At 38.6% G+C, this 20,365-nt stretch carries 16 protein-coding genes and 1 pseudogene; 10 read left to right on the forward strand and 7 right to left on the reverse strand.

Annotation, left to right across the window (positions count from 1 at the left end; all coding sequences use genetic code 11):
- Nucleotides 1-26: 26 nt before the first annotated feature.
- Together QE422_RS19695 and QE422_RS19700 are read left to right on the forward strand one after the other, a co-directional pair.
- Nucleotides 27-776 carry an RDD family protein gene (locus tag QE422_RS19695; protein ID WP_307462139.1) on the forward strand — a complete coding sequence of 250 codons (750 nt, stop codon included), beginning with the start codon at nucleotides 27-29 and terminating at the stop codon, nucleotides 774-776.
- A gap of 198 nt (nucleotides 777-974) precedes the next feature.
- Nucleotides 975-1,265, forward strand: coding sequence for a GNAT family N-acetyltransferase (locus tag QE422_RS19700; RefSeq protein ID WP_307462141.1), 291 nt, complete (start codon nucleotides 975-977; stop codon nucleotides 1,263-1,265).
- Here the strand turns inward: QE422_RS19700 and QE422_RS19705 are convergent.
- The 5 genes and pseudogenes from QE422_RS19705 to smpB all read right to left on the reverse strand — a co-directional run bounded on the left by QE422_RS19705 (nucleotide 1,254) and on the right by smpB (nucleotide 5,962).
- Nucleotides 1,254-2,225: a glycosyltransferase family protein gene (locus tag QE422_RS19705; protein ID WP_307462143.1), complete on the reverse strand. Its 972-nt coding sequence runs from the start codon at nucleotides 2,223-2,225 to the stop codon at nucleotides 1,254-1,256. The genes QE422_RS19700 and QE422_RS19705 overlap by 12 nt on opposite strands.
- Nucleotides 2,222-3,049, reverse strand: a complete 828-nt coding sequence (locus QE422_RS19710; protein WP_307462145.1) for a UDP-2,3-diacylglucosamine diphosphatase — start codon at nucleotides 3,047-3,049, stop codon at nucleotides 2,222-2,224. The genes QE422_RS19705 and QE422_RS19710 overlap by 4 nt, the downstream gene beginning before the upstream one ends.
- Before the next feature lie 57 nt (nucleotides 3,050-3,106).
- Nucleotides 3,107-3,847 (reverse strand): YebC/PmpR family DNA-binding transcriptional regulator, encoded by a 741-nt coding sequence (locus tag QE422_RS19715; protein WP_307462147.1) that lies wholly within the window; start codon nucleotides 3,845-3,847, stop codon nucleotides 3,107-3,109.
- A 93-nt stretch (nucleotides 3,848-3,940) separates the two neighbouring features.
- A pseudogene (locus tag QE422_RS19720) lies at nucleotides 3,941-5,426 on the reverse strand (OmpA family protein).
- 77 nt (nucleotides 5,427-5,503) lie between these two features.
- Nucleotides 5,504-5,962 carry an SsrA-binding protein SmpB gene (smpB, locus tag QE422_RS19725; protein ID WP_294301811.1) on the reverse strand — a complete coding sequence of 153 codons (459 nt, stop codon included), beginning with the start codon at nucleotides 5,960-5,962 and terminating at the stop codon, nucleotides 5,504-5,506.
- Nucleotides 5,963-6,152: 190 nt separating this feature from the next.
- On the opposite strand from smpB, the gene QE422_RS19730 reads away from it, so the two are divergent.
- The 6 genes from QE422_RS19730 to QE422_RS19755 all read left to right on the forward strand — a co-directional run bounded on the left by QE422_RS19730 (nucleotide 6,153) and on the right by QE422_RS19755 (nucleotide 12,764).
- The gene (locus QE422_RS19730) at nucleotides 6,153-7,775 is read left to right on the forward strand and encodes an ABC-F family ATP-binding cassette domain-containing protein (protein ID WP_294286245.1); all 1,623 of its coding nucleotides are present in this window, start codon (nucleotides 6,153-6,155) and stop codon (nucleotides 7,773-7,775) included.
- Nucleotides 7,776-7,854: 79 nt separating this feature from the next.
- Nucleotides 7,855-9,228, forward strand: coding sequence for an alpha-amylase family glycosyl hydrolase (locus QE422_RS19735; protein ID WP_307462151.1), 1,374 nt, complete (start codon nucleotides 7,855-7,857; stop codon nucleotides 9,226-9,228).
- A 66-nt stretch (nucleotides 9,229-9,294) separates the two neighbouring features.
- A complete protein-coding gene (gene recJ, locus QE422_RS19740) occupies nucleotides 9,295-11,007 on the forward strand; it encodes a single-stranded-DNA-specific exonuclease RecJ (RefSeq protein ID WP_307462155.1) in 1,713 nt (570 codons plus the stop codon).
- An 18-nt stretch (nucleotides 11,008-11,025) separates the two neighbouring features.
- Complete coding sequence (gene nadD / locus QE422_RS19745; RefSeq protein WP_307462158.1) at nucleotides 11,026-11,610, forward strand: nicotinate (nicotinamide) nucleotide adenylyltransferase; 585 nt, start codon at nucleotides 11,026-11,028, stop codon at nucleotides 11,608-11,610.
- A 5-nt stretch (nucleotides 11,611-11,615) separates the two neighbouring features.
- Entirely contained in the window at nucleotides 11,616-12,419 is an 804-nt protein-coding gene (locus tag QE422_RS19750; RefSeq protein ID WP_307462161.1) for a hypothetical protein, read from the forward strand.
- Nucleotides 12,420-12,425: 6 nt separating this feature from the next.
- A complete protein-coding gene (locus tag QE422_RS19755; protein WP_307462163.1) occupies nucleotides 12,426-12,764 on the forward strand; it encodes a DUF3817 domain-containing protein in 339 nt (112 codons plus the stop codon).
- A 48-nt stretch (nucleotides 12,765-12,812) separates the two neighbouring features.
- Here QE422_RS19755 and QE422_RS19760 read toward each other — a convergent pair whose 3' ends face one another.
- Nucleotides 12,813-14,600, reverse strand: a complete 1,788-nt coding sequence (locus QE422_RS19760) for a hypothetical protein (RefSeq protein ID WP_307462165.1) — start codon at nucleotides 14,598-14,600, stop codon at nucleotides 12,813-12,815.
- A 326-nt stretch (nucleotides 14,601-14,926) separates the two neighbouring features.
- On the opposite strand from QE422_RS19760, the gene QE422_RS19765 reads away from it, so the two are divergent.
- Both QE422_RS19765 and QE422_RS19770 read left to right on the forward strand, forming a co-directional pair.
- Nucleotides 14,927-17,206: a TonB-dependent receptor domain-containing protein gene (locus QE422_RS19765; RefSeq protein WP_307462169.1), complete on the forward strand. Its 2,280-nt coding sequence runs from the start codon at nucleotides 14,927-14,929 to the stop codon at nucleotides 17,204-17,206.
- Nucleotides 17,207-17,303: 97 nt separating this feature from the next.
- Nucleotides 17,304-18,155 carry an alpha/beta hydrolase gene (locus QE422_RS19770; RefSeq protein ID WP_307462172.1) on the forward strand — a complete coding sequence of 284 codons (852 nt, stop codon included), beginning with the start codon at nucleotides 17,304-17,306 and terminating at the stop codon, nucleotides 18,153-18,155.
- Between the two features lie 198 nt (nucleotides 18,156-18,353).
- Here the strand turns inward: QE422_RS19770 and QE422_RS19775 are convergent, their stop codons facing one another.
- Nucleotides 18,354-20,111: a discoidin domain-containing protein gene (locus QE422_RS19775; RefSeq protein WP_307462175.1), complete on the reverse strand. Its 1,758-nt coding sequence runs from the start codon at nucleotides 20,109-20,111 to the stop codon at nucleotides 18,354-18,356.
- Nucleotides 20,112-20,365: the final 254 nt, after the last annotated feature.

Below are 20,365 nucleotides of genomic sequence, written 5' to 3' on the forward strand. Positions count from 1 at the left end.
ATTGTAAGGCTAAAATAATAAAAATTATGTCTCAAATTGCCATTAATACCTCACAAAATGTAAATATTAATTTCAACACAGCCAGTGTCGGAGACCGGATGATTGCATTTATTCTCGACCTTCTCATCCAGGTAGCTTATACCATTGCAATTTTTTACATTTTCTTCAATATTCTGGATTTGGGGTATCTGCTGAATGGCCTGGATCCCTGGTCTATAAGGGCTGTATATGTGATCCTTCTTTTTCCTACCTTCGTTTATCCTTTGGTGTTGGAAAACTTAATGGAAGGACAGACGCCGGGAAAAAAAATTATGAAGATTCGGGTGGTTAAAATCGACGGTTACCAAGCGGGATTCGGCGATTATATGATTCGCTGGATATTCCGGATTATTGACACCACATTTATGGGAGTGGTGGGATTGATCGCTATGATTGTATCCAAAAACAACCAGCGGCTGGGTGATATTGCAGCCGGCACAGCAGTTATTTCATTGAAAAACAGCATTAATATTTCCCATACGATTCTGGAAAACATTAAAGAGGATTATATTCCTACTTTCCCGCAGGTTATTGCCCTTAGCGACAATGATATGAGGATTATCAAAGACAATTATATAAAAGCCATCCGCGTAGACGACCGACAGATTATCAGCAGGCTTTCCGACAAGATTAAAAGTATCCTGAAACTTGAAGTAGACCCTACTAAAATGACGGAAAGACAATTTATCGGAGTGGTGATTAAAGATTATAATTATTATACCGGCAAGGACAGCTAGAAAGGAATGGTGAATTTTTTATCTTTTATAAAATTCCATTGATCAACATCATTTAAAAGCAATGTTATTCTTTAAAGGACCTGATAGTGTATTGTCGTATATAAAAATTGACAGCGAAGCTGATCCACAATTCACCATCGACTCTTCACCTTTAGCCATACGGTGTGGTTTTTGTACTTTTAAGACTAAAATTTCATTATGCGATTCGAGAATAACAAATCAGGAAACGGTGGGGTAATTACGTTAAATAACGAAATTAAAGAAGTCGGAAGATTAACATATACTATTTTCCCGCAGGATCATAAACTGGTGATCTCATTTGTTCTGGTCCACCGGGAGTTTGAGGGCCGGGGAATGGGAAAATACCTGGTTGAGGAAGCGATTAAGTTTGCCAGAGAAAATAACTGGAAGGTGTATCCGCATTGTTCCTATGCAAGATCGGTGATGATGCGTATGCGTGATGTCGAGGACGTATTTCTACAACGTTAAAACTTCATTGACCAAGATCTCTTCAATGTCATTTGGATAATCTACTCTGAGATGCTGATCAGAAGCGACCCAACTTCGGATTTCTTCCACTTTCAGAATCTTGGAATTCGGAATTCCCATTTTATCAAGAGCGCAGGCATTACATTCCTGTTCATATTGATTGTGAATCGGGATGACAAATAATTTTTTATCCATGAAAAGAGCTTCTGCAGGGCTTTCGAAACCGGCATTACAGAGAATTCCCTCACAACTTTCAAAAGCTTTTAAATATTGAATTTCGTCAATCGGGAAGATTTCAACGTTTTTCTCTTTAAACTGAAGTCTCGAATATTTAGAAAATACCTTCCATTCTACCGGAATTTGTTTTAGTACCTTCGTAATATTTTCATCTGAAAAACTGGGAAGATATACCAGATAGAAGCCTTTCTTTTCCGGATGAAGATTTCTGATTTTTTGACGGATAACCGGCTTTTTGATTTGTGGATGATAATTCTCAAAATGAAAACCGATTCTTTTCTTACTGGGAACATAATATTTTAGAACTAATTCTCCAAAAAAGTCTTTCTTGTCAGGCTTGGGTGTTTCTTTAAATAACATCGAAGCCTGATGACTCAGTTCGATCATCGGAATGTTTTTTAGTTTGCATGCCCAGCCGGTTAAAGGTTCATAATCATTGATAATTAAATCATATTTCGAAAGATCGATTTCCTGAATATTACGAGCCGCTTCCAAAAATTTATTATCCGTAAACGTTTTGCGGTAGGATAAACCGCCTGTTTTGTTATAAAGCAGAGAAATACCTTTATATTGGAAATTAACGTCAAAATCAGCTTTTAACTGCGACTGGTGCCCGCTAATGAGGGTATCTACTGCTGCATATTTTTTTAAGATCGGAACGATTTCCTGTGCACGAGCGACATGCCCGTTACCGGTTCCTTGGAAAGCATATAGGATTTTCATGTTGTGAAATTGGTTACAATTTTTAGAAGGTCAGTATGGTCTATGTCCTGAATTTCTTCAGCTCCATCGTCTTTTAGCAGATGTTTGTGATCCTCATAATAAAAAATCTTCCATTCATTTTCATTGTATTCCAGTGCCGATAGATTTTCGATCCAGTCTCCGGAATTCATATAGATACACGAACCTTTCTTATTAACAACTTCCCGAATTTGCGGCTGATGAATATGGCCGCAAATTACATAATCATAATGATTGTCGATAGCCAGTTCAGAAGCAGTCAGCTCGAAATCTCCGATATATTTCACCGCTTTTTTCACGTTATTCTTGATCTTTTTCGAAAAGGAATATTTTTCTTTACCCATCTTTTCTAAACACCAGTTAACAATATTGTTGATAACGATAAGCAGATCATATCCTTTACCGCCTAGCTTAGCAATCCATTTCGAATGCTGTACAGAAGCGTCAAAGACATCACCATGGAAGATCCATGTTTTTTTATCGTTAATGTTAAGACAGATTTTATTGCAGACTTTCAGCTTACCCAGTTCGAAGTCGGTAAACTTCCGGAACATTTCGTCGTGATTTCCGGTGATGTAGAATACATCGGTATTTTTTGTAGCCAAAGAAAGGATCTTTTTGATCACTTTCAGGTGAGGCTTAGGGAAGTAAGACTTTTTAAACTGCCAGATATCGATGATATCACCGTTCAGTACCAAAGTTTTAGGCTGAACAGAATTGAGATACCTCAGCAATTCTTTAGCCTTACATCCATAAGTTCCCAAATGAACATCCGATATAACAACCAATTCAACGTTTCTTTTCATAGTTTTATGCAAAGAAACTATTTGAAAATTAACTGTATATGAATGCTATATTATTTTTTATAACGTTTCCATCAACTCTTCAGTGACTTCCATGTTGTGATATACGTTCTGAACGTCATCATCGTCTTCAAAACGCTCCAGCATTTTCATATTTGCTTTGAACTGTTCTTCATTTACTTCTTTGGTGTTATTAGGAATTCTCTGAAGTTCCGCGCTTTTAGCCTCAATTCCAAGTTCATCCAACTTATGGGATAATGAACCAAAATCTTCAAAAGCTGTAGTGATCATTACTTCCTCTTCATCTTTTTCCACATCTTCTGCACCACCGTCGATCATTTCCATTTCGAAATCATCCCAATCCATTTTAATCTGTGCTAAGTCGATTGTAAAAATTCCTTTTCTATCGAAGATGAAAGCAAGTTCACCATTTTTACCCAGGTTACCGTCAAACTTATTAAAAACAGCTCTTACATTGGCTACGGTTCTTGTGGTATTGTTGGTCGTGCACTCGATGAAAAAAGCAACTCCGCCCTGGCCATATCCTTCGTAAGTAATTTCCTCATAATTTTCAGCATCTGCGCCACTCGCCTTTTTAATAGCTCTTTCTACGTTATCTTTTGGCATATTGGCCCCCTTGGCATTCTGGATACATCTTCGCAATGCAGGATTCGATTCCGGATCCGCTCCGCCTGCTTTTACAGCTAATGCGATGTCTTTACCTATTTTGGAGAAAGTTTTGGCCATCTTATCCCATCTGGCCATTTTAGAAGCTTTTCTATATTCAAATGCTCTTCCCATTTTTATTTTTAATTTTCAACAAAATTAATTAAAAGTCAACGAAAAAAAAATACCCCCAGAACACTGGAGGTATTTATATTTAGAAAACTTTAATTATTTTCTTCTTTTAGCAGCAGCTTTTTTCTTAGCTGGAGCTTTTTTAACTTTTACCGGAGTCGGATCTTCGTAATCTCTTTTCTTAAGAGCTTCCCACTGAGCCGCATCTTCGATAGCTGTTACTACCACTTTTCTGTCTACTTGTCTTTCAGCATCAGTAGCTGTAGCTGGTACAGTAGCTTTCGCTTTACCAACACCGATAGATTTAAGAGCGTTAGCATCTACAACCTCTAGCATCTAAAGCAGCAACTACCGCAGCAGCTCTTTCTCTAGATAATTTCAAGTTGTAAGCTTCAGAACCTTTAGCATCGGTTCTACCTTCTAATAGGTAGTTACCTCCGTCTTTTTTGATCAATTCTGCTGCATTATCAAGAGCTGCTTTAGATTCAGCTTTGATTGTAGCTTTGTTGAAATCGAAGAATACACTTCCGAATTGTTGTTCTAATTCAATAGCAGTTTGCTTTTTAGGCTTAGGACATCCGTTGTATTCTGGAAGACCTGGAACTGTAGGACAAGCATCATCTTTATCTAGGATACCATCTCCATCAGTATCTGGCCAAGGACAACCATTGTTTTCAGCTGGACCTGCAACTGTAGGACAAGCATCATCTTTATCGATTACACCGTCACCGTCAGTATCTGGCCAAGGGCATCCGTTGTTTTCAACTGGACCTGCCACGTCTGGACATTGATCATCTTTATCTGGAACACCATCACCGTCAGTATCAGGACATCCCTGGAATTCTGGTAAACCTGGTGTATCTGGACATAAATCGTCTTTATCTAAGATACCATCTTTATCTCTATCTCTGTTTCCGAATCTGAAGTTAAGAGATGCGGAAGCTTGCCAGAAATTAGCAACGTTTGATTTGTCACCTGGAGTTGATACGTAATCTCCTTGTACACCTAAACCGAAGTTTTTAGTTAACCAGAAGTTAACACCAGCACCAGCAGCAACCGTAAAGAAATTAGCTTTACCATTTTCGTTACCGTTCTCACCGTTGCTCACCATTACACCGTTAGCATCCATTCTTGGGAATGTTAACGAAGTATAATCGTGTCTTAGGTAGTTAGCACCAACTCTTAAATATGGATCGAACCAAGATTCTTCATTCCAGATAAGCCCTGCAGCTTTAGCCTGGAAACCAAGACCTGTCATTAACATGAATTCTTTACCCATATTGAATCTCTTGTTCTCCACGTTACCAACGGTAGTTTGCCAGTCGATAACCAAACCTTTACCGATGTTCCTAGCTACGGTAAGTTTTGACAATGGAGGTGTAATAGAGAAATTGTTCACATTGAACATTGTTTTTGTCAAGTTTCTAGCAGAGAATGTATTACTGAAATTACTTCCCTGTGCAAGGTGATTTTCCGCGTGAGCACCAACTCCGATCAACCACGGATTGTTGGTAGTCTGAGCGAACACAGTAGAAGCAACAGTAAGTGCCAATGCTGAAATTCCTAATTTTAGATTTTTCATAGAATTAAATGATTAAATAATTGATAATGCAAAATAAATATAATTTTTCTTTATATACAAAGTTTTTACGCTGATTTTTAACTTTTCTTTAATATTCTGTCGAGGTTTCGTTTATTTTCTCTATCTTTTATGCTTTCCCTTTTATCAAAGAGTTTTTTCCCTCTACCAAGCGCAATCAGGACCTTTGCTTTACCCCTGTCATTGATATATAATTTTAAAGGTATGATCGTGTTGCCTGCATCCTTTAACTTTTTTTCAAGTTTTTGTAATTCTTTTTTGTGCAAGAGCAATTTCCGTTCCCTTTTTGTTTTATGATTATAAAAAGTTCCCAATTTATATTCATCAATCATCATGTTAATAATGTATAATTCCCCATCAATAAACTGACAGAATGATTCTGCAATGGATGCTTTTGAAGAACGCAAAGATTTGATTTCCGTACCTGTTAAAACCATTCCCGCTTCAAATTCTTCAAGAATTTCGTATTCAAAACGGGCTCTCCTGTTGAGTATATTTACTGTTTTTTCAATCTTCATTTTAATTTGTTGTATTAGGATCAATGCAGAAGGATTGCATTTCCGGCAAATCGGTCAAAGACTTCTCACCATCCTGTTATTTATCTTATGGAATATATAAAAAATATCCCATATTTAAAAACTTGACAATTACATTATTACGAAATACCCAAATTCTTTTCGTATTTTTGCGCCAAATTTACAAAACTATATGTTAACAGTATCTAATTTATCTTTACAATTCGGGAAAAGAGTTCTTTTTGACGAGGTAAACATTATGTTTACGAAAGGAAACTGCTACGGGATTATCGGAGCAAATGGTGCAGGAAAGTCTACATTCCTTAAAATATTGACCGGAAAACAGGACCCAACTACAGGACACGTATCTCTGGAGCCTGGAAAAAGGATGTCGGTTTTGGAGCAGGATCACTTTGCTTATGACCAGTATACGGTGCTTGAAGCGGTTTTGAGAGGTAACAAAAAATTATTCGAGATAAAAGAGGAGATGGATGCGCTATATGCGAAAGAAGACTTCTCTGATGAAGACGGAATCAAAGCCGGTGAGCTGGGTGTAATCTATGACGAAATGGGAGGATGGACTGCAGAATCCGATGCACAGACCATGCTTTCAAACGTTGGGATTAAAGATGATATGCACTGGCAGATGATGAGCGAGCTTGAGAACAAAGACAAAGTAAAAGTTCTATTGGCTCAGGCCCTTTTCGGAAACCCGGACGTTTTGATTCTCGATGAGCCTACCAACGACCTTGATATCGATACGATTTCATGGCTTGAAGATTTCCTTGCAGATTACGAAAATACCGTAATTGTCGTATCTCACGACCGTCACTTCCTGGATACCGTTTGTACCCACATCGGTGACCTTGATTATGCTAAGTTAAACCTTTATACTGGTAACTACTCATTCTGGTATCAGGCTTCCCAGTTGGCAACAAGACAGAGAGCTCAGGCCAATAAAAAAGCGGAAGAAAAGAAGAAGGAACTTCAGGACTTCATCGCCAGATTCAGCTCTAACGTTGCCAAAGCTAAGCAGGCTACTGCAAGAAAGAAAATGATCGACAAACTGAACATCGACGATATTAAGCCTTCTTCCAGAAGATATCCTGCGATTATTTTCGAAATGGAAAGAGAAGCGGGAGACCAGATTCTTGATGTAAAAGGGCTTGAGAAAACAAAAGATGGGGAATTGCTATTCTCAAATATCGATTTAAACCTTAAAAAAGGAGATAAGGTTGCGGTTTTATCCAAAAACTCATTGGCCATTACTGAATTTTTCGAGATTCTAGCCGGAAATGTTGAAGCAGACAAAGGAACCGTTGCATGGGGCGTTACTACAACACAGTCTCACATGCCTTTGGACAACACCAACTTCTTCCAGGAAGATTTAAGCCTGGTAGACTGGTTAAGACAATTCACAAAAAACGATGAAGAACGTCACGAAGAATTCGTAAGAGGATTTTTGGGAAGAATGCTTTTCTCCGGTGATGAAGCGTTGAAATCATGTAAAGTACTTTCTGGAGGTGAAAAAATGAGATGTATGTTCAGCAGAATGATGCTGCAGAAAGCCAACATCCTTTTGCTTGACGAACCTACCAACCACTTAGACCTTGAAAGTATCACGACATTGAACAACTCTCTGTCTAACTTTAAAGGAAACATTTTGCTGTCTTCTCATGACCACGAAATGCTTTCAACAGTCTGTAACCGAATCATCGAGCTTACACCGAACGGAATCATCGACCGTGAAATGACGTACGACGAATATCTTGCTGATAAAAAAGTAAAAGAATTAAGAGAAAAAATGTATTCATAAAATACATTACCTAGAATTTTAAAAGCGTTTCATTCCGAAACGCTTTTTTATTTATACATTAGGGTAAATATCTGATCTCATGAAAAAAATATATTCACTCATTATACTGTTGCTCTTTCTTTCTGTTCAGGGGCAAACGAACGATCCGCGGTACCAGCCGAAACCTTACGTAGAAATTACCCATCCCGAGTGGACAAAAAATGCGACTATTTATGAGGTCAATATTCGGCAATACACTCCTGAAGGGACTTTTAAGGCATTTGAAAAACATTTGCCACGGCTGAAAAAAATGGGTGTGGACATTGTCTGGCTCATGCCGATTCACCCAATCGGGCAACTTCACAGAAAAGGTAACCTCGGAAGCTATTATTCCGTGAAAGATTTTAAGGGAATCAATCCTGATTTCGGATCTTTAGCAGATTTTAAAAGTCTGGTTAACAAAATCCACGGCATGGGAATGCATGTGATCATCGACTGGGTAGGAAACCATTCGGCGTGGGACAATCCTTTGACAAAGCAGCATCCGGACTGGTACACCAAAACCCGGGAAGGGAAATTTCAGTCGACGCCGTGGTACGATTGGGATGATGTAATTGATTTTGATTATAACAAACCGGCTTTTAGGGAATACATGACCGGTGCGCTTAAATATTGGGTTTCTGAAACAGATATTGATGGATACCGGTGTGATGTAGCCGGCTTTATCCCGGTGGATTTCTGGGAAAATGCAAGAGCGGAACTGGACCGTATAAAACCGGTATTCATGCTCGCTGAATGGGAATCCCGGGATCTTTATAAAAAATCGTTTGATATGACATATTCCTGGACTCTCTGGGACAAACTGAAGCAGGCGACTATCGAGAAGAAAGGAGCACCGGCGCTGTTTGAATATATGGCTCATGATGTCAACAGCTTTCCGTTTGATTCTTACCGGATGACCTTTACCGACAACCATGATAAAAATTCCTGGGAAGGAAACCAGTTTTCCAATTTTGGGAACGGGCTGGAGGCAGCAATGGTTTTATGCAGTACCGTAAACGGAATGCCTTTGGTATACAGTGGCCAGGAAGCCGGACTGAACAGAAGCCTTGCCTTTTTCGAAAAAGATCCGATTCAATGGAAAGACCATAAGTTTTACCCGATGTATGAAAAGCTGTTCCGTCTTAAGCATAACAATCAGGCGTTATGGAATGGAAAATGGGGCGGTGAAATGGAAAGAATTACCAATGACACCATGCAGTGGATCCTGTCATTTTACCGTGAGAAAAACGGCGATGCCGTACTTACCGTTATCAATTTTTCCGATCAGGAAACTGACGTGAAGCTGGATACTAAATACATTAAAAACCGTTATACAGAACTGTTTTCAGAACAGCCTCTCGTAATTTCCGAAGACAAAACTCCCCTGAAACTCAAAGCCTGGGACTATAAGGTTTTTGTAAAAGATAAATAAATTTAATCCCGCCAGGCGGTCAGAATTTTGCGCAGTTTCTAAAAAAATTTTCCCTATTTTTGTGAAATGAGTCAAAAATGGATTTACAAGCCCGAACCCGATGAAGAAATTGTGGATGGATTAAGTTCGTCTCTTGGTTTTGGAACTTTTGAATCTAAACTCCTCGTTTTGAGAGGAATTGACAATTATCAAAAGGCCAGAGAATTTTTCAAACCGAATCTTACCGACATCCACAGCCCATTTTTAATGGCCGATATGCAGAAAGCGGTAGAGCGTATTGCCACAGCGATTGAAAACGGAGAAAAAATACTGGTTTACGGAGATTACGATGTGGATGGCACTACTGCCGTTGCACTGATGTACCTGTACCTCAGCAAAATTGTTCAGAAAAAATATTTAGATTTTTATATTCCCGACAGAAATTCCGAAGGCTATGGAATTTCTACCGAAGGTATTGATTTTGCCAAAGAAAATGGCTTCTCTCTGATTATCGCATTGGACTGCGGAATTAAGGCGCTTGATATGATAAGTTATGCCCAGAGTCTGGGCATCGATTTTATTATCTGCGATCACCACTTACCCGGTGAGGAAATACCGAATGCGGTTGCCGTACTGGATCCGAAAAGAAGCGATTGCCGCTATCCTTTTAAAGAACTTTCTGGATGTGGCGTCGGCTTTAAACTATGCCAGGGACTAAATACCATTTATAAACTTCCGGAAGCGGAATTGTTTGAATTAACCGATCTTCTCGCCATTTCCATTGCTGCCGATATTGTATCGATGACCGGTGAAAACAGGGTTTTGGCTAAAATGGGACTGAAAACACTCCGTAAAACGAGAAATTTAGGTCTGCGTTTACTGATCCCGGAAGACAAACTTTCTCATTTTGAAATTTCAAATATTGTTTTTGAAATTGCTCCTAAAATTAATGCCGCCGGAAGGATATCCCACGGGAAAGCTGCGGTTGAGCTTATGGTTTCCGATAATCTGAAGCATGCGCATCAGATCGTTAACGACATTATGAATCTTAATGACGAAAGGCGGGAACTGGATATGAACTCTACCCTTTCAGCTTTGAACCAGGTTATTGAATCCCAGCAGGAAACCAAATACACCACGATCGTTTATCATCCGGAATGGAACAAAGGCGTTATCGGGATCGTAGCCTCCAGGCTGATCGAAACCTACTATAAACCGACCTTGGTCTTCACGGACGGAAATAACGGGGAAATGGTGGCCTCGGCACGATCTGTTTCCGATTTCGACGTTCACGAGGCGTTGGATATGTGTTCGGAATACTTTTTAAAATTCGGGGGACATCACGCAGCAGCAGGACTTTCGATGGAGAAAGCGAAATTTGATGCTTTTAAAGAAAAATTCGAAAGAGTAGTTTCTGAAAAAATAAAAGATCATCAGAAAGAGCCATCCATTACCATTGATTCCGAAATCCAGATCGACGAAATCAACCGGGAATTTATTAATTTCCACCGGAAGCTTGCCCCTTTCGGTCCGCATAACATGAAGCCGATCCTGACGTTAACCAATCAAAAAGTTTCAGGTTACATTAAAACGATGGGAAAAGATAACAATCACCTTAAATTTTATATCCGACAGGAATCTACCGGTAGAAATATCGAATGTGTAGGCTTTAAGCTGGGGCAGTTTGCCGATGATTTCAGGAATAAATATTTCGATCTGGCATTCACGCTGGAAGAAAACCACTGGAAAGGCAATGTAACGCATTACTTGAATATCAAAGATGTGAAATTCAGGGATTAATCCTGCAATCTATTAGCAATGAAAAAGATCGGACTTTTTTTCGGTTCATTCAATCCAATCCATATTGGGCATTTAATCCTGGCCAATTATATCCTGGAGCATTCGGATATGGATGAATTATGGTTTGTGGTAAGCCCTCAAAATCCTTTCAAGGAAAAAAAATCGCTGCTGAAAGATCATAACCGTCTGGATATGGTACAGCTTGCGGTGAAAAATTATCCCAACATGCGGGCTTCCAATGTAGAGTTTTCATTACCACAGCCCAGCTATACGATCGATACCCTCACCTATCTTCATGAAAAATATCCCGATTATTCTTTCAGTTTAATTATGGGCGAAGATAATCTGGCGGGTTTACATAAATGGAAAAATGCAGAGGCTTTAATTAAAAATCATCATATCATTGTATATCCGAGGATTTTTGAAGGAGAGAAAAAAGACTCAGAACTTTTGCAGCATGAGAACATTTCTCTTATTAAAGCGCCTGTAATCGAGCTTTCCGCAACCGAAATCCGAGATATGATCCGGACCGGAAAAAATGTACGGCCGATGCTTCCGCCGGAAGTTTTCGAATATTTGGACGGAAGCAGTTTTTATAAATAGTTTCAATGAAATTTTATTTAATTCTTTTCAGTTTTTTTACCCAAATTTTTATTTGCAGACAAGTTTTCTCCAAAGAATATTCCATCAAAATTATAAAAGAAACAGAAACAAGAAAATGGAGAGAAGAAGTCGCTAATTATCAGAAAGAACAATGTTATAGAGATTCATTAAGAGCTGTTAATGAGTCAAAGCTTAAAAATAAATATTATATAAATATTGCTGCTCCGTATGGTGACCGTTTTATTCCTTCTGAAGAGTTAAAAATACTTCTAAAAAAATATGATATTATTTGGGGTGGAGAATGGATGGGAAGTGATATTGGAGGGTATGCTCCAAATTCTTGCTATTATACATACATGACGAAGCTCACAAGAGAAAAATTTGGCGAAGAATTTATTGATAATCTAATAAAAAAATCTGTTTCAAATTATGTTAAAAAGCATCCGGATAAAATTTTTGATGAAGATGAACATACTGACTGGAAATATAAAGGAACATATACAGATGTTTCGGGAAAAGACGTTTTAAATAAAGATTTTTCTAATGCCTTTTTATATCCTAAAGATTACGATTACACAAAAAATAAGTATAATTCTCAAACCATTGCGATAATAAATCTTGATAATACAGGAAAGGTTCTAAAAATTGAAAAATTTTATCATCATATTTATAATGAAAACAATCAAAAATACATCCCTTATTTTGAAAAGGAAATTAAAAAGTTTATACAAAACTGTAAATTTGAACCCCTAAAATATGCTGGCTATCCTGTAAAATCTAAAATTGGCTTAAGATTTTTTTATAAATAGTTAACTATGAATTTCATCGAAAAATTATTCTCAAAATATCCGCAGGAAAAAGTAATTAAATGGTTTAAAAATATTTGCCTGGCGGAAGCGGTTTCCTGGTTTTTCCTGTTTACGGCAATGATCTGGATCCGTACCAATCCCAACGATATTTTCCCGATTGTTTATATCAGCACGATCGGCAGCATCCACGGTTTATTTTTTACCCTGTATCTTGTGTTTCTTCCTGCCGTTAGAAAAATATTTGCCTGGGATGACGAAGACAGCGTCTTTGCTTTAATTGCAGCTTTCTTTCCTTTCGCCACCATCTGGATTGATAAAAAGCTTGCGCGTTTTGACAGAGAATAAACATAAAAAAAGGACCTTTTCGGTCCTTTCTTATTTCTTAATTTAATACTAGAAATCACGTTTCACATGGCCTGTAACCGTTAGGGTATGACTTCCAGAGGTGTTAGTATACGTACCGTTGACGGTAAAATCTATATAGTCCCCTACTGCGCCGAAGCTGGAGATATTGACCACCAGATTACTATTCACAGGCATAATATCAGTATTAGAAATTCCAAAAAAATAATCTGTTGTAAAACTTGCGGGAACTCCCATCATATTATTCTGTTTCATGCCAAAAGAAGGCCCTGAAGGATTCTGTGAATTTATAATTAACTGTTTGGAAGGTATATTCGGAGCAGCTGGCATCGGGGAAAGTCCGGACCATTGTGCATTGAACGTGCCAATCACATAAGTTACCGGCTGACTATCAATCTTATAACTGATAAATTCGCTTACCGAATTACAAACGGTAATATTTCCCAGATTGACCGTATTGGCAGTCGCCGTAAAAGTAATTTCCCCGGTGGTCTGAACATTCGTCATATCGAATCCTTCATATATAAACTGAGGATTCGCAACACATGCGTAGGTATTGAAAGTAAAATTTCCGGTACTGCTTACAGGTACAGACAGATAATTGAAATAATTTGATCCTGCCACATTCCGAAGTGTTACATAACCGTCTGTTACATTGGCATTTGCACACGTTTTCAGATTTCCCTGGATGATATAATTCATAGATGCCGACGGATTCACGATAATATCCGGAATCGTTGTTGTACTTCCTGTAGCAAAAGGACCTACACTGGACGTGTAAATTGCATTGTTGCAGACATCATATACTTTCAGGGTAAGTACTTCACCTGCGGGAACAATTCCGGAAACCATTCCTGCATTATCCGATATACCGTTGGTCTCGTAAGTCTGGGACGCTCTTTTTAAAGTTACCTTAATATTCGGTAAAGCCACACCCGCAGAATTTTTTACAGTCACTTTCATGGTTGCCTGCTCAAACTGGGCATCACAATTCCACCAAGAGAAATGGCTTACCGTTCCTACATAAGTGTTTCCAACTTTCGTCGCAGAACCTTCTTCATTCCACATTCCCGTCTCTTCATTATAAGACCATAGCGGAATCGTATTCGGCGAAGATGAATTTTGTGAAGCATCAACAGGAACTGTAATTTCTGCCGTATGACCGTTAGCGATCTGAAGGTTTTGTCCGGAGCTTCCCGTTAGCTGTACATGCAGCATTCCGAAAGTTTCCATGACTCTTGCATTCCCTCCTGAATTTGCAGCCAGAAACGAGCCGGGCATTAATTCATTCAGATAAGGATTTGAGGAAGCCAAGCTGAACAGAGCGACACTCACACTTCCTGAATACACATTTCCACTTGCATCTTTAAAGCTCCCGTCAAACTTCACTTTCGTTCCGTTAGGCAAAGAAACAGTAGAAGTTGAGCCTGCAGCGACAGTAGAAGTTGTTGTCGCAGGAATCATCATAATGTTCACCCGGTTCATTCCATTCGTAGGAACCAACACTCTCGACGCATTCACATAACCTGCTTTGGTTACTTTTACATGAGCAAAATTTTCTTTTACGGAAGCATTTTTAAATACAAAAAGTCCTTTAAAATTGGTTGTTACCGTACCTGTTCCTATGGTTACTGTCGCTCCCGAAACAGGATTTCCATTTATATCCAGAACGACACCCTGAAAGCTCTTTTGCGTGGCATTTCCAAAATTGTAATTGGCTTGGGGGTTTGAAATATTTTCGTCTATTTCCAACAAAGTTTCTTCTTTACAAGAAATGATGAATGAAAATAATAAAAGTAAAAGATAGAATTTTCTCATAAGCTATTAATTTTAAGTTTTGACTAAATTAATTATAAAATTTTAAACACACCTTATTTTCTTATTTGCAAAAGAAAACATTTAAAATTTTCTCAAAATTATAGTTTGGATGTAACAGAATTTTAGATTGAATTGTCTAATAAATAACAAAAGAATACTATTTAAAAATTTTAGCTTAAAATTTTAATCGCTGAAAATCAATAAATTAAAACAAAATCAAAAACATTTTAAGTACTTTGTATTGCATGATACTAAATTTATTATATATCTTTGCAATGTTAAATAATAACAAATACAAGCTATTAAACTCTCTAAAAGATAAAGTCATGAAAACTCAAATTCTTATTGCCGCCATATTTTTCAGTGGATTCACTTTTGCCCAGGAAAAAAAACAGGATACTGTAAAAACAAAAAGTATAGAAGCCGTTACGCTTACAAAACAGGTTTTTAAAAAACAAAGCGACCGTTTTGTGTATGATGTAGCCTCTTCTCCGGTAGCGAAAGGCAACACAACCTTTGATCTTCTAAAGCAGACTCCCCTGCTCTCGACTACCGACGACAAGACCTTTAAGATTGTAGGAAAGAACAATGTGCTGATTTATATTAACGGCAGAAAAAGCAATATGGATTCCGAATCTCTGACGCAGTTCCTGAAAAATACCCCCGCAGAAAACATCCAGAAAATAGAAGTCATTACGATTCCCGGAAGCGAATACCAGGTGGAATCTTCAGACGGGATCATCAATATTGTGTTGAAGAAAAAAATGAGTGACGGAACCAGCGGAAACATGAGAATGTCTAATACGCAGAATAAATACAATGCCAGCAACGCCAGCTTCTCCGTGAATTACAGAAAAGATAAGCTTGGAATTAACGCTAATCTGAGCGGCGGGGAAAATATCAATCCGCAGTCTTATGTATTGAGAAACGGAATCGGCCAGGTAAGAAACGAATCGGTAGGAAATATCGATGATCCTAACAAAAACCTTGGAGGCTACCTGAATATCGATTATCAACTGACAGAAAAAAGCAATCTTGCACTTTCCTGGAATTCCTGGGCTAATAAAAGCTATAATTCAACCATCGACTTATTAAACACGTTAACTATGCCTGATGATAAGGGGATTCTTGAGACCAGTTATACGAAGACTAAAAACAAGGAAGATGCGAGAAATTATAACAATTCGGTAAATTTAAATTATGAAGTAAAACTCGATTCTCTGGGAAGTAAATTCAATGCCAATGCGGCTTATCTTATTTACAAAAGATTTCAGTATTCCGACAACAACACCATGATTTCTGATGTTCAGGGCAGCACATCCGGCTTTTCGAGAACAGGGAAAAAGATCATCCAGAACATTCCGCAAATTGTAAACAACTTTTCGGGAACAGTAGATTATATTCAAAAGTTTAAAAATGACTTCACATTTTCTGCCGGAGGTAATTTTAATAAGACTAAAACCGATAACGACACCAAGAATTACAATTACGCCTATGATTATGATAAAAACACCGGCATCCTGAAAGGTATAAAAAGCCAAACCGATTTTAATCATTTTATTTATGATGAAAATATTTACGGCCTCTACATCACATTTGAAAAGAAATTTTCCGATAAGTTTTCCGGAAAATTGGGTGCCCGATATGAGATCACCAACAGCCTGGGAACAGCAGACAGCCGGAAAGATGATGTTCCGTCGAATCAGGAAATCAAACAGAACTATCAGAACCTGCTTCCTTATCTGAGTTTCAGTTATGCTATTAATGACAAGAATAATATTTCTTATGCATTTTCCAGCAGGATGGGAAGGCCAAGTTTTTGGGAACTGAATCCGGTAAGGAATATTATTACAGAAGACAATTACACACAGAACAACCCTTTTGTAAAGGCATCTTCGAACTATAATCAGGAACTGACCTATATGTACAAAAATTCTTATTTCCTGATCTTAAATCATACCTACGAAAAAGACCAGATCACCCAGGTTCCTTTGCAGAAAAAGTATGTGGATAATAATGGTATGGAAAGGGTAAGACTGGCCTACATCCGGACCAATTTCGGAGACAAGCAGGAAATGTCGGCCATGCTGGGAATTCAGAAATCACTGTTCAAACAATACCTGACGATGAATTTTAATGCAGGAATCCAGCATAATATCAACAAAGGAACTTTAAATACAGATCCTACGACAGGAGAAGTTTTCGACACTTACATCAACAACAGAAAATCTACCAGTCTTGTTATTAACAGTAATAATACCCTGCGTCTCGATAAAAATAAAACATGGTTTCTGGGCGTCAACTTCTTCTACGTAGACAAGCAGCAGATCGAGCTGGGTGTTCTGAAAAATTTAATGAGCCTCGACCTGAGCATCAAGAAAAACTGGAACGACTGGACTTTTGCCGTAAATGTAAATGATGTCCTGAGGACCAATATTGTGGAAATTGAGGACTACCAGAGCAACGGCAACTATAATTACATTAAAAACGACATGTACAGAAGAAACATCACGGTAAGCCTTACCTACAATTTCGGAAACAAAAAGGTGAAAAAGGTAAGAGATATTGAAAGCGCTTCGGATGCTATTAAAAACAGAACAAGATAAAATCATTCTTCATATAATCAATTATTTTTTGTGGTGACCCGTCGAGAAATCGGCGGGTTTTGTTTATTTTTAAACTCAATATTATAAAATGTTTCTGATGAAAAAGCAGGCCTTCATTTACATAAGCCTCTTCCTGTTGATCCTATCAGGCTGCCGGCAAAAAACGATTGAGCTAGGAAAAGGCATTTCTTTTAAAGCAGAGCAGAATATTTCTTACGGAAAAGACACTGCTCAAAAAATGGATCTCTATATTCCGGATAAGAATGCAGATTCCGGGAATGTATTCATCATTATTCACGGTGGCGGCTGGCAGGGCGGAAGAAAATCTCAGCTCACCAGTTTTACATTTGATCTGATGAAAAAGTTTCCTCACACTATTTTCGTAAATCTTGAGTACCGGCTGGCTTCATCCACCCGTTTTGCGCTTCCGGACCAAACCGACGATATAAAAACGGCGATGACGTATGTTGAGAAAAAGTTAAAAATCAAACCCAAATATATTCTTCTCGGAAACAGTGCCGGCGGTCACCTTTCAATGTTGTATGCTTATCATTATGATCAGGAAAAGAAAGTAAAAGCTGTTGTTAACATCGTAGGACCGGCAGACCTGAATGATCCCGGATTTAAAAATTACGACGATTATGCTTTTTTGGAAAAGCACCTCATCAATCCTAAACTAGTTGATGGTAAGCTTTCATTGATGGACTTCGGAAACCCGGTTCATTGGATTACACCAGCCTCTGCGCCCACCCTTTCCTATTACGGTACGGCTGATCATGTGGTTCCGGTTTCCCAAAAAAAGATTCTGGATTCGGTTTTAACCAGAAATAAGGTTTATCATGCATCGTATGAATTTAACGGAGACCATGTGGGATGGGAGCGACCGCCTCATGCATCGTTTCTAGTTGGGAAGATTGAAGACTTTCTTGAAACGGTGGATAAAAAATAAGAATAAATTTAATGCTACCGACGCAAAGAACAATCTATATTGCAGCCGCGGATTTTCGTTTGCAAAGATGCTTCGACAAGCTCAGCATGACACGTTCATTCAGCAAATAATAGCTACAAATATTATTAGATTTCTTAAATCCTGTATTTTAAAATGTTTCAAAAACAAACGCTTTGATATTTTCAAAGCGTTTGTTTTTTATTCTGATTTAAAAATTTCTGACCTTTCCGAAGTGCCGTTGGCATTGAAGGCTTCGATCTGGAAATAATAAGTATCGGTCCTGTCGGCTCCTGTGAAGAAATATTCGTTTTTACCGTACACCATAATGCTTCCGTATAATTTCTCCGGTGATTTTCCCCAATAGATCACATATCCGTCGGCATCGGAATTCTGTTGCCATTTCATCCAGATGCTTCTTCTTTCGCCGTACTTTTTAGGATCCGCTCTCAGCGGTACAAAGTTCTGAACTTTCCCAGGAACTGCACCGGCTCCTTTTCCAAAAACCCGGAATCCGCTTAGGGCAAATTTACCGGTCGGCATTTTCAGGTTTTCCATTTTCAGGAATCTTGCTTTGGCAGGCTTTTCCAGCTCGACGTAATCATGCGGGACATCTTTAGTATTTTTGCTTTTATCCACAATCACACTCCATTTTTTACCGTCGTTGGAACCGTAGATTTTATACTGATGCATTTTACCGAAAGTTTTACCCATAAACTCGGCATCCTGATCGGCATAGTTGATCTGAATGGCATTAATGGTTGAAACTTCTCCCAAATCCGTCTGAAACCATTCCCCTTTATCACCGGTTTTTGCACTCCAATAGGTTTTAATATCTTCATCCACCGCATAATTCGAGTGATAACCGCCAAGTGTTGACGATACCTGAACGGGCTTGTTGTAGTTAAGCAACATCCATCCGGCGAAAAGACCTTTTGAAAAATCTTTTCCCTGCGCATATTGCGGAAGATAGGTTGGATAATCACCATATGCTGTATTGCAGTACATTACATCATCCTTGTCGAATCCTGCCGGCCAGATGCCCAGCCTTCTTTCAAAATTATTTTTGGTTGAGATAAAAATGGTTGAGATATGCCACCAGTTTTTATAGTTGTCCTCAAAGGTGGCACCATGCCCCGCTCCTCTGGCAAAACCTCCCGGCTTATAAGAAAACGGATTGTGCTGCTGGTATTCGAATCCTTCCAAAGGTTTATTGCTGACATACACACCGTCGGAATATCCACTGAACTCCGTGGCCGGTGCTCCATATTGCATATAATATTTCCCGTTATGCTTTGTCATCCAGGCTCCTTCCACGAAAGGCTGCAGGAAAACATTGTCGTTGTATTCCCCAAAGCGCTCCCAGCCGTGGTCTTCAGGCTTTAATTTAACGATCGGTTTCACAAAACCTTCCGACTGGAGGGTATTGACTTTCACTTCGGTGCCCAGCAAAGGCCATTCGTTGCTGGATCCCCAGTACAGGTATAATTTATTCCTATCTTCATCATAATGAAAAGCCGGGTCCCATGCTCCCACTTTCAGCGTATCTACTGCTATTTTCCAGTCGTCTTTGGTCGGATTCGTGCTTTTCCAGATCGGGAAATCCTGTTCCCAGGTGGAACCGAAAACATACAGCGTATCTTTCATCGCCCAAACTGCCGGTGCATTCAGGTCATGAATGTATTTGTTGTTTCTCAGAAATTTCCTTTTCACGAATTTCCAGTCGAGCATATCATCACTGTACCAATACCCTTCCTGATTGGTTGAAAAAAGGAAGAGCTTGTTTTTAAAATTAACGATCACCGGATCGGCCGTTGCACGGTGTTTCCCCTGCTTTGAAAAGACTTCAAACGGGGTATAGCCGTAATCGATATTGATCGGGTTACAATAGGTCTTCTCCTGGGCCTTCATACCCATCATCCCGAACAGCAACATGAACATCAGGAAGTACTTCTGCATAATCTATGGTTTCTTATTTCACAAAAATAGGTAAGTTTTTCAGAATAAGAATATTATTTTATAATTCATAAATTATATACCTGTCATATTGAAAAGATAGCCATTGGCAAATCATTCGTTCTATCTATTCAGCTCTAAAGTGATAATTGGAATTAAATATCTCATTTATTGATGCAGAAAAACCTTAAATGAAAATTCCGGAATTCAATCAGACTATTCTGATCAGATCCAGGAATTTTTTATAGTTCAGGTAG

The sequence above is a fragment of the Chryseobacterium sp. SORGH_AS_0447 genome, assembly GCF_030818695.1.
In the GTDB taxonomy this organism is placed as follows: Bacteria; Bacteroidota; Bacteroidia; order Flavobacteriales; family Weeksellaceae; genus Chryseobacterium.